Source organism: Psychrobacillus lasiicapitis, assembly GCF_006861795.1.
GTDB lineage: Bacteria > Bacillota > Bacilli > Bacillales_A > Planococcaceae > Psychrobacillus > Psychrobacillus lasiicapitis.
The window spans coordinates 50,076-62,970 of the sequence record NZ_VDGH01000001.1 but is presented as its reverse complement, the minus strand read 5'-3'; the positions used below and the strand labels follow the sequence as shown (position 1 = coordinate 62,970).

At 34.4% G+C, this 12,895-nt stretch carries 16 protein-coding genes; 1 reads left to right on the top strand and 15 read right to left on the bottom strand.

Annotated features, from left to right (window positions below):
- Positions 1-18: 18 nt before the first annotated feature.
- Positions 19-411 (top strand): hypothetical protein, encoded by a 393-nt coding sequence (locus FG382_RS00340; protein WP_229677333.1) that lies wholly within the window; start codon positions 19-21, stop codon positions 409-411.
- A 30-nt stretch (positions 412-441) separates the two neighbouring features.
- Here FG382_RS00340 and FG382_RS00335 read toward each other — a convergent pair whose 3' ends face one another.
- From FG382_RS00335 to FG382_RS00260, 15 genes are all read right to left on the bottom strand, one after another.
- A complete protein-coding gene (locus FG382_RS00335) occupies positions 442-1,152 on the bottom strand; it encodes a class I SAM-dependent methyltransferase (RefSeq protein ID WP_142536894.1) in 711 nt (236 codons plus the stop codon).
- 60 nt (positions 1,153-1,212) lie between these two features.
- A complete protein-coding gene (locus tag FG382_RS00330; RefSeq protein ID WP_142536893.1) occupies positions 1,213-1,959 on the bottom strand; it encodes a class I SAM-dependent methyltransferase in 747 nt (248 codons plus the stop codon).
- A 104-nt stretch (positions 1,960-2,063) separates the two neighbouring features.
- Positions 2,064-2,351: a hypothetical protein gene (locus tag FG382_RS22860; RefSeq protein ID WP_244950511.1), complete on the bottom strand. Its 288-nt coding sequence runs from the start codon at positions 2,349-2,351 to the stop codon at positions 2,064-2,066.
- Between the two features lie 20 nt (positions 2,352-2,371).
- Positions 2,372-3,379 (bottom strand): DUF1835 domain-containing protein, encoded by a 1,008-nt coding sequence (locus FG382_RS00320; protein ID WP_142536891.1) that lies wholly within the window; start codon positions 3,377-3,379, stop codon positions 2,372-2,374.
- A 179-nt stretch (positions 3,380-3,558) separates the two neighbouring features.
- The gene (locus tag FG382_RS00315) at positions 3,559-3,870 is read right to left on the bottom strand and encodes a hypothetical protein (protein WP_211356350.1); all 312 of its coding nucleotides are present in this window, start codon (positions 3,868-3,870) and stop codon (positions 3,559-3,561) included.
- Positions 3,871-4,103: 233 nt separating this feature from the next.
- Positions 4,104-5,357 carry a Y-family DNA polymerase gene (locus tag FG382_RS00310; RefSeq protein WP_142537378.1) on the bottom strand — a complete coding sequence of 418 codons (1,254 nt, stop codon included), beginning with the start codon at positions 5,355-5,357 and terminating at the stop codon, positions 4,104-4,106.
- Between the two features lie 138 nt (positions 5,358-5,495).
- Positions 5,496-5,699 carry a DUF6366 family protein gene (locus FG382_RS00305; RefSeq protein WP_142536889.1) on the bottom strand — a complete coding sequence of 68 codons (204 nt, stop codon included), beginning with the start codon at positions 5,697-5,699 and terminating at the stop codon, positions 5,496-5,498.
- A 401-nt stretch (positions 5,700-6,100) separates the two neighbouring features.
- On the bottom strand, positions 6,101-6,259 hold the full coding sequence (locus FG382_RS00295; protein ID WP_244950510.1) for a DUF4083 family protein: 159 nt from the start codon (positions 6,257-6,259) through the stop codon (positions 6,101-6,103).
- A gap of 390 nt (positions 6,260-6,649) precedes the next feature.
- The gene (locus FG382_RS00290) at positions 6,650-7,684 is read right to left on the bottom strand and encodes a uroporphyrinogen decarboxylase family protein (RefSeq protein WP_142536887.1); all 1,035 of its coding nucleotides are present in this window, start codon (positions 7,682-7,684) and stop codon (positions 6,650-6,652) included.
- A 14-nt stretch (positions 7,685-7,698) separates the two neighbouring features.
- Positions 7,699-8,394: an amino acid ABC transporter permease gene (locus tag FG382_RS00285; RefSeq protein WP_229677335.1), complete on the bottom strand. Its 696-nt coding sequence runs from the start codon at positions 8,392-8,394 to the stop codon at positions 7,699-7,701.
- Between the two features lie 39 nt (positions 8,395-8,433).
- Complete coding sequence (locus tag FG382_RS00280) at positions 8,434-9,171, bottom strand: amino acid ABC transporter permease (RefSeq protein WP_142536886.1); 738 nt, start codon at positions 9,169-9,171, stop codon at positions 8,434-8,436.
- A gap of 35 nt (positions 9,172-9,206) precedes the next feature.
- Positions 9,207-10,040, bottom strand: coding sequence for a transporter substrate-binding domain-containing protein (locus tag FG382_RS00275; protein WP_229677336.1), 834 nt, complete (start codon positions 10,038-10,040; stop codon positions 9,207-9,209).
- Positions 10,033-10,803: an amino acid ABC transporter ATP-binding protein gene (locus tag FG382_RS00270; RefSeq protein WP_142536885.1), complete on the bottom strand. Its 771-nt coding sequence runs from the start codon at positions 10,801-10,803 to the stop codon at positions 10,033-10,035. Before FG382_RS00270 ends, FG382_RS00275 begins: the two co-directional genes overlap by 8 nt.
- A 21-nt stretch (positions 10,804-10,824) precedes the next feature.
- On the bottom strand, positions 10,825-12,027 hold the full coding sequence (locus FG382_RS00265; protein ID WP_142536884.1) for a trans-sulfuration enzyme family protein: 1,203 nt from the start codon (positions 12,025-12,027) through the stop codon (positions 10,825-10,827).
- Entirely contained in the window at positions 12,028-12,687 is a 660-nt protein-coding gene (locus FG382_RS00260; RefSeq protein WP_142536883.1) for a GntR family transcriptional regulator, read from the bottom strand.
- Positions 12,688-12,895: the final 208 nt, after the last annotated feature.

The following is a 12,895-nucleotide window of genomic DNA, read 5'->3' as shown; positions in this document are numbered from 1 at the left end:
AGTAGCGAGGTGGTATAAATGCTATTACAAACAATCTTACTACTGGGTTTAATCTTGAATTTGCCAATCGATGCTAATTCGAAATATGTCCAATCTTCTCCTAAAATTGAAAAATTCTACACCAATATTCCTATAACAGAAAATTGGATAAGAGTTCCAGAAGAGACAAAGGAAATAACAATCTATGTTGAAGCACAAAGCACAGAAACAGTTTTGTACTGGTTAATACCAACTGGTACCGGGCAATGGGGTGAAAGAAAACTTATTGGCTATGATATTAAGGATGACGGGGATAATAAATTCTCCTTGGTTTGGCAAATAGAACGACCTTTACTTGATCATTTGGAAGTACAAGCACTAGGAGAGAATGCATTAACAAATGAACTTTTGAACATAATCTCAACCCCTTAAATCTTACAATTTGAAAGAAGAATTTCTTTTTTATTTATCTTTTACTGCTTTGACAATGAAAAAATGCGGGTTTCTCATTAACTTTTCATATTTTTCCGGTTCCTTCACTTGAAATTCTTTCGTCGGTTGAGGTTCTACTATTTTCTCCAAAGAAAAATAACTGATTGTTTCGCTTAGTATTTCTTGTAGCGGGCGACGATAAAATGGGACATCGATCAGTTTTCCTTCTCTTTTCCATTGATCGACAATATATTCGGTGGAAAAGTAGTCGCCATTCTCGGATAATTTTATATCCATAAATGGGTGATGTACGGAAAATAATAATGTCCCATTTGGTTTTAAAATTCGAAGAAACTCGCTAAAAGGATTGCTCCAATCCTTTATGTAATGCAGAACTAAAGAGCTCACAATGACATCAAAAGATTCATTTTCAAAAGGTAACTCTTTCTCTAAATCTAGACAGAATACTTCTGCTTTTTCGCCGATCCGCCTCTTTGTGGCCTCTACCATTTTAGGACTAATATCAGTTGCTGTGACAACAGCACCTAAGTTAACAAATTGGGATGTATACCAGCCAGCTGCACATCCAGCATCTAAAACATGCTTATCTCTTACGTCTGTTGGAAGTAATTTCATCATTGCAGGTCGCTCATATTCAGTGTTAAATAGACTTTTTGTATCTACATTATGTTCATAATCATTTGCCAATTGATTGTATGCTTCTTTTACTTTATCATTCACCATTTTACCTCCAAGTTTTACTAGGATAAATCAAATATGTTATAGCAAGAGGAATGAAGCTTAAACCTCCCCAATATATACGATTGTTTCGTTCGGCATAAGAAGCATACCGTCCACAGCATATTTATCAAACAAATTATTTAGTTCTGTTAGATAGAGTTCATATTGTGCATCATTTTCTTTTAATGAATAGGATGCAGACAGATTTCTTTCGATAAACTTTGATTTATCAAATGGTAAATTATTTGGAAAACGATATACGGTAAAGTTGTTAAAGAAATTTTGAATGCTTTCATCCATATATCCAATGCCTCCGCTGAAACCTTTGAAATCTAGACAAAATCTCCGAAAAATTTGCTCGTTCTCTTTTACCATTGGACTTTCCATTATTCGGGAGTTCCATATTAATATAACCTTCCCGTTCTCTTTGATGATTCGCTTACATTCCAATTTGAATCTCTCTGTATGAAACCAATGAAATGCTTGCGCCACTGTGATAAAATCTACGCTTTTATCGGGCAATGTTGTATTTTCAGCCGCTCCATTCACAGGATGAAACGTCGTAAACTGTGCCAATTTCTTTTCAGATTCTTTCCGCATATCCTCATTTGGCTCCACTCCATATACATGGCATCCAAGATCAAGTAAAACGTTTGAAAAAATTCCTGTGCCAGAGCCAATATCGGCAACAAACGAATCTTTTCCGACACCACTATCCGACAACAGACCAACCAACTCATTTGCATATCCAGGTCTAGCTTTAGCATAAACAACAGCTTTTCCGTCAAATTTCTGTGTATTGTCCATTCCGTTCTCCTTTCTTATTTCCGTATCAATCTACCAATAAATGATACGCAATCAATTCATTTTATATATTCCTATTTAATATTCACTAGTTTCCATCTTTTTAATTAATTCTTCGAAAATTTATATACCCCAATCAATAAACATAGCATGCTTATAGCCCATATAACGCCGGCAATCCCTATACGAAGTGAGATCTCTTCAGATGCCATTAGATGGTTATTATTAAAGGAAATCGCCTCTAATAAAAAGTAAACGGCTACTGAGAAAAGTAATAGATGCAATAATATCCAAGTGTATACATAACTTTTATGTTTATTTTTATACCATAGCAATAATGTTGTGATTATTACAATTCCCATAACAATTACAAAGCCACTTATTAACAAACCCATTACTTCTTGTTCTAATGGTATTAGAAAACTCCTTTTAATTTCACGCTATAAAAACGCATCGCTTTTGGAACGCCTTCTATATCAAAAATCCCTTGTAAAATTAATTCACGCACTCGATATTCGAAAAAAGCATCGCCAACATATTGATCTGTGTTTCCAAGTACTTCCCCGATTAGTCGAGCTGATTTCATAAAGTCGAGCTTCATTTGTTTAATATGCAAATAACGCAATTGTTCAATAATAAATGTATCGAAGTAATTTTCTGACACACTTTTAATTTGGTCGTTCTCCCAAATACGCAGTACTTCAGTTGTTTTCGAAAGTTTTTCCCATTCTTCTGCAAGTTTGTTTCGAAGTTGTTCTGTTAATGGCTGTTCATTTTTGTAGGTTTTATAGATCCTATTTAATTTATCATGTCCCAATTCCCCTGTATGAACTGGTATGATGTTTGGCCATAGATGTTGATAAGCTGTACTAATGTTAAGGAGCCGAATGTCATTTTTCTTTTCTTTCAGGATTTGCAAGACAAGTCGTGCGCCGGTTTGTTCATGGGCATTGTTTGCTGTCCATATATAAATTGGTATGTGCTCAGGTATTGCCTTTATTTCTGATAGCGTTTGTACAATCTCTTCTATATAGGTATGCGTGGTCTCTTCGTCCAAATTAATATGTAAGAACAACCACTTTTTTCTTTGTATAAGTCCTTCTTCGGTGTGTAGTTGGTTCACGGGACCGATAGAAAACAAGTCGGAAAATCGAATTACCTTCTCCTCACTTGGTAGTGCTATTTTTAAGCTACCTGCCGCCGAATCCCCAAACACGATATGTATTGTATGATAAGGCTGTTGTTTTTGTTTGGAGGAATACTGTAGCAATTCCTGATACTCTTTTTTCATGTTTTCCGCAAATTCACTTTCTGAATAGCTTTTTTTCTGTAGCAATTGAATTTGTAAAAAATGTTGGAATAACAGCGATCTTGCTTCTCGCTCCGATAATTGCTCTATGATTTTTTTTATTTCCTGTATCATTCCTGTCTCGCTCCTTCTGTCTGACTAAGAAATGTAAAGTTGAATTGCTTTCCACGCAAAGGTTAATGAAGTGAGGGGAAGCAATATACAAAAGATAAGATTACTTCGAAAGAGTGACTTCCACATGCCCGTTCCATTTCGCATATACATAACCATTAAAGTCGTTGATATACTCACCATTAAAAAAAGTAAACATAGGAAATCTTTTGTCTTTCAATCTGATATCCAATCGCTTCCACTTTCCATTCATATTCACTCGAAAATGATATGTTCTGAATACTTTTTTCTACCCCAATTAAATTAAATGATTCAATCGTTATTTCATTTTCAGTTGCTGAAACGATTTCATAACCATTTGGTGAAAAAGAAGCATTGTAGACGAGAAGATATGATAAAAAGATAAAAAAGAGCATAACGAAAAAATATGGTACAAATGCTTTTATTTTTTGTGTAAAAGTTTCCTTCACATGAACACCTCTAAAGTTTTCCATTTAAGAATTTGTTAATTTCTTTTCGAAACTTACCACTTCTTTATAGTTGATAAAGAACAAATAAAGAGAACGATTAAAAATGTAGTAGTGATTACTCGTTTCCATTTTATATTTCTCTATATATTTCTTTTCCATAGATTCCCTCCTTATAATTGTTCTGCTTTGAGACTAGAAAGTCCTTCTAATATTAGGAAATAAAAAAGACCAAACGCATGCAAACGTTCAGCCTTCCCTTATTTCTTATGTCCTCCAAGCAATCCAGCACGTTTTCTTGCAGTTCCCGCTTCCGTGTAAGAAACAGCGCGCAATATCGCATTGGAGCCGTATTTACTTCGCAGGTAATCCATTGTTTTTCCCAGTTCTCGAACCTTCCATTTGTCTTCTTCAAACAGGCTTAGCTGCATCGAATATTCGGGTTCTAGATTAGTAATGGAAATCGCTAACTTGCGAACAGGTCTGTGATCATAAAATTCATCAAAGATTTGTTCACATACTTTGTATATGGTCATCGTTGCATTTGTTGGTTCATCGATTGAACGGGAACGACTAAACCCTCCACCAAACGCGTTATGACTATAACTAATGGACAGATGAATCGTTCTTCCTGCCATTTCGGCTTCGCGGGCGCGTCTTGCCACGTCTTCACACATTTCTAATACAACCGTCATAATCTCCTCTTTGGAACGGTAATCACGAAATAGCACTTGCCCCTTGCCGTAACTAATTTGCCCTTCTGCTAACGGTGCACCTAGCTCTGACAAATCGATTCCCCGTGCATGGTGATATAATTGATTGCCCATAACGCCAAACTTAGCCTCTAATGTCTCAAGCGATGTGTTCGCTAGATGCCCAACACTTATAATTCCCATATTATTTAATGTTTTTTCTAAACGCGAGCCAATTCCCCACATTTTGCTTAATGGAGTAATCGGCCATAATTTTTGGGGCACATCTTTATATGTCCATTTTGCGAAGCCTGTTTTTTTCGCTTCTAGGTCAAGGGCAAGCTTCGCCATCAGCATATTTGGTCCCATTCCAACTGCGCATGGTAACTGAAACTGATTAAAAAGTCCGTCTTGTATTCGCTTGACCGTGTTTTCTACTGGTCCCCATAATTTTTCGGTTCCTCCCAAATCAGCAAAGCATTCATCGACGCTGTACACATGAATGCATTCACTTGGAACGAATTGATTTAAATACCGTGTGATTTCCATGGAAACCCTAACGAAAAACTCCATCTTCGGCTCGATTAAATGAATTGATGGATGGTCCGGAATTTCAAAGAGCCGGGTTCCTGTCTTCACTCCAAAATTCTTTTTCATCAAGGGAGATGCCGCAAGCACGATGCTGCCTTTTTGTTCTAAATTTCCAATAACTGCGATCGGCGTACGCATAACGTCAAGTCCAGCATCTGCAGCCGCACAGCTTGCGAAAAAGCTCCGTATATCAATGCATATAATTTTTCGATCTTCTAAACCTTCATGCATCATATCTCTTCTCCTTCAACAAAGAACATTTGTTCTTATTATATGCCGAACGTTCGATTTTATTCAAGAAGATTTTATTGGTAATAGACCAAAATAATTGGAAAATGAAGAACAACAAATTATAGAGACTAATTGAAATCAGTTAAAAAACAATTTATACAAAACATACCCAACTATTAAAACAACGATTAATATTCCTGTCCCTTTCCATCCCATACCGCCCGTTAAATTCCCATTGCTTCCTCTATTTATGGCATCGTTTAGAGAACCAGTCGGATTATTTTTTAGTTCCGCTTGTCTCAATCGCTCTCTTTTTTCTTCCGTTTCGTCGTGATTATTCAAACTAAACACCTCCTAAAAATAGCTTCGATTGTATCTCTGTGGGAATTAAATAACATTTTTAAGCCAAGTCATCATTCGTAAAACCTGAAAGGGTTCAAACCAAACAACTAAAAAGAGAATGACAAAAAAAGAAGTGAGTGTTATAAATTTTATACTTCCAGCTTCCTTTTTAAATATGGCTATAAAGCAAAATAGAGCCCCAATTAGTATAAAAATAAATCCGGTAAGGATAAGAGGCTCAAAATAACCCTCTATTATCCAGTTCACTGTAAAGGAAAGAAGTCCTAAAAGCATGAAGAATATGGAGATTAAACTGAATCGTTTCATCTTACACCTCAAGTTCATTTTCTGAATATGACTCCATGATCCCTTATAAGGTTTCACTTCTTGAACCTAACCTATTAACCATTCATCAATTTCATTAATTTATCCAATTTCATTTCAATTTCCTTAAGTTGAATCTTTTGTGCTTGTTGATTCAAAAGCAATCTTCTAATAAATAGCGTAAACGATATTACAAATAAAATGATAAGTCCCCACACGATAATCTGATAAATCATTTCTCCCATATTAAACATTTAAACATCTCCTTTTCTAGAAATGGTCAGGCATAGCTGTCTATCACTTATCGTTTTCCCGCATTACTTTAGTTGCACTAGACAATCTTCTAAATGAAACGTAATCATTTTTGCAATATGTAATTTTCTTACATCCTTAAATTTGGATAACTTTGTGTGTGCATTCAATTTTCATGTATTATTTACTTCTAACCTACTTATAAAATTCCCCATTATACATCCAGCAGAATTACTTCACTTACCCCTTATAGTCAAATACGAGGGTTTCCTTTTAACCATAATTGTTTTCAATTGTCCTACTCTGCTAATATAGTAAGTTCAACAAAAAGAGCGTTAATTCCTCCCAGAATTAACGCTCCTATTTTTTTAGTACTAAACGAGAGTTTGTGGAACATATTGTACAACACTACGACGTACAGCATATATATTCTTTTCAGGTATATTTTGACTAGCAACACACCCAGGACCAAGAATTATCCCCTTACCTTCTGCCTCGTTTATTGCCTCTAGAATATGTTCTTCAATTTCAGGAATTGTACCATCTATCAACAAACTGTTTTTAATAAAATTTTTATTTGTATCGTAGTAAGGTACCTCTCTCATTCCCCCTAATATACATTTATCCGTGAGTTTCCGAGCTTCTGCAATTGTTGGAGAACTCCAACGATCATGCCAGTTCAAACAATTTACTGGATATTTTGAAATAGTATCAAACATGATGTTATTACCATGCATATGTGCAATATTAAAGAATGTTTTATCATGATAGCTCTCTATTACTTTTAAATCGTATGGGACACCAAATTCCTCATACTCTTCTTTTGTCATGAAATCAGTTGTCGCACATTGTGTCGCGAAGAAAAATCCATCAATACCTATATCAATATTTGCTTTAACAAAATTAATAGTAGTCTCTGTGATGATTTCCAGCGCTGCCTTAACTAAATCAGGATTTTCTTTCATATCTAAAATAAGTCTATCTCCTCCTAATTTACGAGCTACTGTTAATGGACTAAAAATTGTTTGAACAAATGGGATTTCATTTTTAACTTCTGCAGCGACATATTTAGTTAATTGAAGTTGTTTACCATAGGTTCCGTAAATAGGAGGCAATACTTCAAGTTTTGCCCAATCTTCTACCTTTTCAATAGCATATTTTTTTACAACCGGCGGTTTATTAACTTGGCTAAAGTATTCAACTTCAACTCCCCAATCTTCTACGCAATATAAACCAAATGGCATTAACTTTATAAAATCAAAGTTATATTTTCGTGCATATTCCACTTGAGCTAATGCTAAACTTTTTGGGTTTTGGTCAACTGCTGACAAATGCATCCAAAGGTTAACTGGTATTTGGTCAACTTCCTCAAAATTTAATGCTGCCTTTATTCTCTCAAATTTATTCATTTTATCCGCTCCCTTTAATTAAATCCTTCCCGCATTTTAAATTCGATTTTGTTCGCAATTTTTGTTAATAAAACACATAATACCCAGTAAATTATAGCTGCAGCTGCAAAAGCTTCAAGGTATCGTTGTGTAAAACCGCCAAGAAGTTTCGCTTGACCCAAGATATCAATAACTGTAAATAAGTAAGCCAACGATAAGCCCTTAATAATAACTAAAAGTGAATTCATAATATCAGGGAATGCTGCTATCAAAGCTTGGGGTAAAGTTACTTTTCTAAATGTCTGCCAGAAACTATATCCTAAAGAATGTGCAGCCTCATTTTGCCCTTGATCAACAGATAATATAGCACCTCTGATAATCTCAGATTGGAAAACAGACAGACTAATTGAAAAGGTTAATATAACAATAAAAACAGGTTCAATTTTATTTGCATCAAATGGAATTCCCAAACTTTCCGTTATAGAAGTAAGTAATTCTGGCAATGCTGCGAACATGAAAAATAACAATACAACATTTGGTGTCCCTCTCAAAAATGATTGAAGCACAACAATTACTTGTGATAAAATGGGTACTTTATAATGTACAATCAAGTATATAAATGCACCCATTATTAATGCCAGTAACAAAATAAACATAGCTAACAATAGTGTTTTAGGTACAACTTTTGAAATTTCAACTATTCCATTAAGGAAAACACCTATATCAAACAAATGGCTCCCCCCTTCCGAAAATTAATCAGAACATTCCGACTATTGAATCGATACTGACTCCTTATATACTTTAGTTTTTTTAACCTTAGACTTTCTCTTAATTCTCTTTAAATATGTGAAATGCTCTAGTAATTTAATAATTCTATCCGAAGATAAACAAACTAACCAATACATAATAGCAATTGCTAGATACATTTCAATTTTATTTTCACCATAAGTGTTAGCTAACATTAACTTCGCTTGCCCCATTATATCAACAACTCCAAGTGTAAAAACTAGAGATGTATCATGAACCAAATAGATAATGGCATTTCCCAATCCTGGTAATGCTATTGGGGCTAACTGAGGAAAGATTACTTTACGGAACTTTTCAATAGGTTTATATCCTAGACTATCTGCAGCTTCATGCTGCCCCCTTTCAACGGATAGATAAGCAGGTCTTAAAATCTCCGACAAATATGCACCATTAAAAATGATCAGTGCAATAATGGAGGATGTAATAGCGCCAAAATCCCCAGCATTAAATCCAAGACTATTCATTAATACAGGTAAACCGTAAAAAACAAGAAATAACTGTATAAGAATTGGTGTACTACGCATGAATGAAACATAGGTTTCTAGTATTGGGCCAATAATTATCAACTTTTTTAATCTTAGGTACGTAACTCCTATGCTAAGAAGCAAACCAAAAATAGCAGATACTACAATAATTAATAATGTAATAGGTAAAGTCATAATTAATTTCGGAAATATCTCTATCATATAAGCTACATCCATGCATTCCCCTCCTAGTTAACTTGAAATACTAAACTTTACTCAAAAAGGAATACATCTTCACCGTAATATTTTATGGATAGTTCTGATAGCATGCCCTCTTCTTTTAATTCAGATAAAGCTGTGCTTACTTGTGATACGAGCTCTTGATTGTCTTCGGAATTATGAATCATAAAAAATGTTGGAAAGACTTTTACTGGATCTGATGTATTGATCTTTAAACTTTGCATTTCAATTATGTCTGCCGCACCTAAATTCGAAGGTAATACTAAAACATCATATTTTCCACTTTCTACATCTTTTAATCTTTCTGCTACTGTTAACCCTGCATCAGAAGTATCAAATTTCAATTCTTTATCAGGATTTTCTTTGTTATGTGCCATTAATAAGTTATAAACTCCACCACTTGGAGTAGGCGGGGAAATTGTTTTACCAACTAAGTCACCTAAAGATTCAATGTCAGTAAATTTCTCATTACTATAAACACGCATTAAACTTGCACCATTATTTTGCTCTGGAATTAAGTACTTTTCTTCACGGGTTGGTGATCTAAATAAACCCTGTGCTATCATTTGATATTTTCCAGTATCTAACCCTATTTCTGCCGCACTGTCATGAACACCCACCAAGTCAAACGAATAATCCTTTAATTTTTCATCTACTGCCTTTAAGATTTCAATTTCATAGCCAGTTAGTTCACCATTTTCATCAGTGTAGCTCAGTGGTTTTGAATCGGGTGGAACAGCTACTTCAATAGAACGTACACCATCTGCTAATGCATTTTTATCCTTGGCTTCTCCACCACATGCCCCCAGCAACATAAGAGCAAGCAAACTAGAAATCAGTGAGATTTTCTTGTGCTTTTTAAGCATAAACTTCCTCCTTCGTGACATTTAATTTATTTGTATTAAAATGATTTAAAAATTCTTTTGTTCGTGCATTTGTGGAGTCCTCAAAGATCGATTTAGAGGAACCTTCTTCCACGATGTTACCTTTATCCATGAAGACAATTTTTGTAGAAATCTTTTGTGCAAAAGACATTTCATGTGTTACAAGAACAATTGTCATACCAGTAGATACCACATTTTCAATTACCTTTAAAACCTCTCCAACTAATTCTGGATCAAGTGCTGATGTTGGTTCGTCAAATAAAACTACCTCCGGCTTCAATGCTAACGCCCTAGCTATACTAACACGCTGTTGCTGACCTCCAGAAAGTTGAGAGGGATATGATTCCAATTTATCTATTAATCCTACCTTGTCTAGTTGTTCTACACTAGTTTCGTAAGCTTCCTTCCTACTTTTTCGTTGCACAATCATTTGCGGTTCCATGACATTTTCAATAACTGTTTTATTTTTGAATAAATTATATTGTTGAAAAACCATAGCAGTTTTTCGTCTTAAGGCTAATATTTCTTTCTTTGTAATTTTTTCATAATCAATATTTAGATCATCTAAAATAATGTTTCCTTTTGCCGGCTTTTCTAAATAATTAATACAACGAAGTAAAGTGGTTTTACCTGTTCCGCTTGGACCAATTAGGGTCACTACATCTCCTTTATTTACCTCCAAGTCGATTCCTTTTAAAATTTCATTGTCTTTAAATGACAACCTTAGATCTTTGATTGATAACATTTATATCCCTCCCTCCAGTAATTAGACACTCATCCGAATATCTACCTTTTTTAATGCTTGTTCTAAATCATTTATAATATCTTGTGAATCCTCTAAACCTACTGATAATCTCATCAAACCATCAGTAATTCCATACTTTGCTCTTTCTTCTTTTGGAATTTGAGCATGTGTCATAGAAGCTGGATGTTGTATCAAAGTTTCTGGATCTCCGAGACTAAATGAAATCATTGCTAGTTCTAGAGAATTAATAAACAGTTTTCCTTGTTCTAGCCCACCCTTAACTTCAAAACTTACAATTCCACCCATGTCCCTCATTTGTTTTATGGCTATTTCATGTCCTGGATGACTTTTCAGACCTGGGTAATACACTTTGTCAATCATGGGATGTGTGGCTAGAAACTCCGCAACTTTCTTTGCATTTGAACAATGCTTCTCAATACGAAGGGAAATTGTTTTTAAACCTCGAATTACTAAAAATGCTTCATAGGCGTTTAAGTTTTGCCCTAAATCTCCCATAATTTTTTTACGCATCATGTCAATTCTATCTGCATCAGAAACTATAAAACCGCATAGTACATCCCCATGACCATTAATATATTTAGTCCCACTATGAACAACAATGTCAGCACCTAGTAATAAGGGATTTTGTAAAATCGGACTCATAAATGTATTATCAACAATTAAAGGAACTCCCATTTTTTTGGAGACTTTAGCAATTTGCTCAATATCTAAAATGGTTAAGTTTGGATTTGATGGTGTCTCGATGTATATTGCTTTTGTATTCGATAACATTCCCTCAAAAATATTATCTGGATTTGTACAATCAACAAAATCAAATTGGATACCTATTCTTTCTGCTAATGTAGTAAGAAAACTGTATGTTCCACCATATACATCTTTTGTTACTAACACGTGATCTCCAGTTTTTAGACAAGAGAGAAGTGCAGTAGAGATTGCAGCCATTCCACTTGATAACGCAAGCGCAGCTTCACCATACTCTAAAGAAGCAATTTTTTCTTCTAATTTACGAACCGTTGGGTTACCATAGCGTCCATAATAAATGCCCTCTTCCATGCCAGCTACGACATTAGCGGCTTCTTCAGCAGTGGCAAATGAATATGCAACAGCTGGAGTTATACTCGGTACAATAGCACGTGTTTTTTCATCCGGCGTTAAACAATCGTGAATAATCTTCGTATCTACTTTCCATTTAGCCTTGTTCATTTAATCAGTCCTTTTTATTTGGTTAAATTTTTTTAAAAGAGAATTTAAACTCTTTTCAATATGGAGTTTTATAGTCATCTCAGCCGCTTCAATATTCCTTTGTTTCATATATTCAACTACAGTTTGATGTTCTTCTACTGTATTTGGATACCAAACACCAGATTTTGAGATAAGTAACCTATATCTTAATGAATGATCGTTTAACATACTTAAAAATTTTATTGGTATATGCATGTCACTTATGTTATACAGAAGACCATGAAACTCATTACCATAGAGCACCGTACTTTGAGGGTCGCTATTTAAAATAGATAGCCTTGTTTTTTCGATAATGGTTTCTAAATTCTTAATGTCCTCAGAAGTAGCTTTTACTGTCGCATTTCGAACGATAAACCCTTCTATTAAGCCACGCATTTGATAAATTTCAATTGCATTTTCTTTAGAGATAGAGGAAACTTTAAACCTCCCATTTGGTTGTCTAAAAATAAATTCTTCAAATTCTAATCGCTGAATCGCTTCTCTAAGAGGTGTCCTACTAATTTGTAGAAGGTTAGTTAAATAGTCTTCTGTTAGAATCTGATCAGGGGCTAACTCACCACCAATAATTCTTTCTTTAATACCTAAATAGGCATTGTCCTTCACCAGCTTTCTAATTTGCATCCTGCCATCCACCTTTCTTAAAACAATATACTTGTATACAATTATTATAAATTTAAATCCTATATTTCTAAATACTTTGAATTTTGTATTGTATTCAGAAATATCATGTTGTATTATTGTATACAATTTAGATTTAAATAAGCCACCTTGTATAAAATGTTTTGTTTCATAATTGGATTATATAGTTTTTTAAAAATTTTGAATAATA

Excerpts from the sequence above, each read along its gene's own strand:
- FG382_RS22860 (WP_244950511.1), bottom strand. The coding sequence starts at position 2,351 with ATGGGTTTGTTAATAAGTGGCTTTGTAATTGTTATGGGAATTGTAATA.
- FG382_RS00320 (WP_142536891.1), bottom strand. The coding sequence starts at position 3,379 with ATGATACAGGAAATAAAAAAAATCATAGAGCAATTATCGGAGCGAGAA.
- FG382_RS00315 (WP_211356350.1), bottom strand. The coding sequence starts at position 3,870 with ATGGAAAACTTTAGAGGTGTTCATGTGAAGGAAACTTTTACACAAAAA.
- FG382_RS00290 (WP_142536887.1), bottom strand. The coding sequence starts at position 7,684 with ATGAATAAATTTGAGAGAATAAAGGCAGCATTAAATTTTGAGGAAGTT.
- FG382_RS00275 (WP_229677336.1), bottom strand. The coding sequence starts at position 10,040 with ATGCTTAAAAAGCACAAGAAAATCTCACTGATTTCTAGTTTGCTTGCT.
- FG382_RS00310 (WP_142537378.1), bottom strand. The coding sequence starts at position 5,357 with ATGCATGAAGGTTTAGAAGATCGAAAAATTATATGCATTGATATACGG.
- FG382_RS00270 (WP_142536885.1), bottom strand. The coding sequence starts at position 10,803 with ATGTTATCAATCAAAGATCTAAGGTTGTCATTTAAAGACAATGAAATT.
- FG382_RS00280 (WP_142536886.1), bottom strand. The coding sequence starts at position 9,171 with ATGGATGTAGCTTATATGATAGAGATATTTCCGAAATTAATTATGACT.
- FG382_RS00260 (WP_142536883.1), bottom strand. The coding sequence starts at position 12,687 with ATGCAAATTAGAAAGCTGGTGAAGGACAATGCCTATTTAGGTATTAAA.
- FG382_RS00265 (WP_142536884.1), bottom strand. The coding sequence starts at position 12,027 with ATGAACAAGGCTAAATGGAAAGTAGATACGAAGATTATTCACGATTGT.
- FG382_RS00295 (WP_244950510.1), bottom strand. The coding sequence starts at position 6,259 with ATGATTTATCAGATTATCGTGTGGGGACTTATCATTTTATTTGTAATA.
- FG382_RS00330 (WP_142536893.1), bottom strand. The coding sequence starts at position 1,959 with ATGGACAATACACAGAAATTTGACGGAAAAGCTGTTGTTTATGCTAAA.
- FG382_RS00340 (WP_229677333.1), top strand. The coding sequence starts at position 19 with ATGCTATTACAAACAATCTTACTACTGGGTTTAATCTTGAATTTGCCA.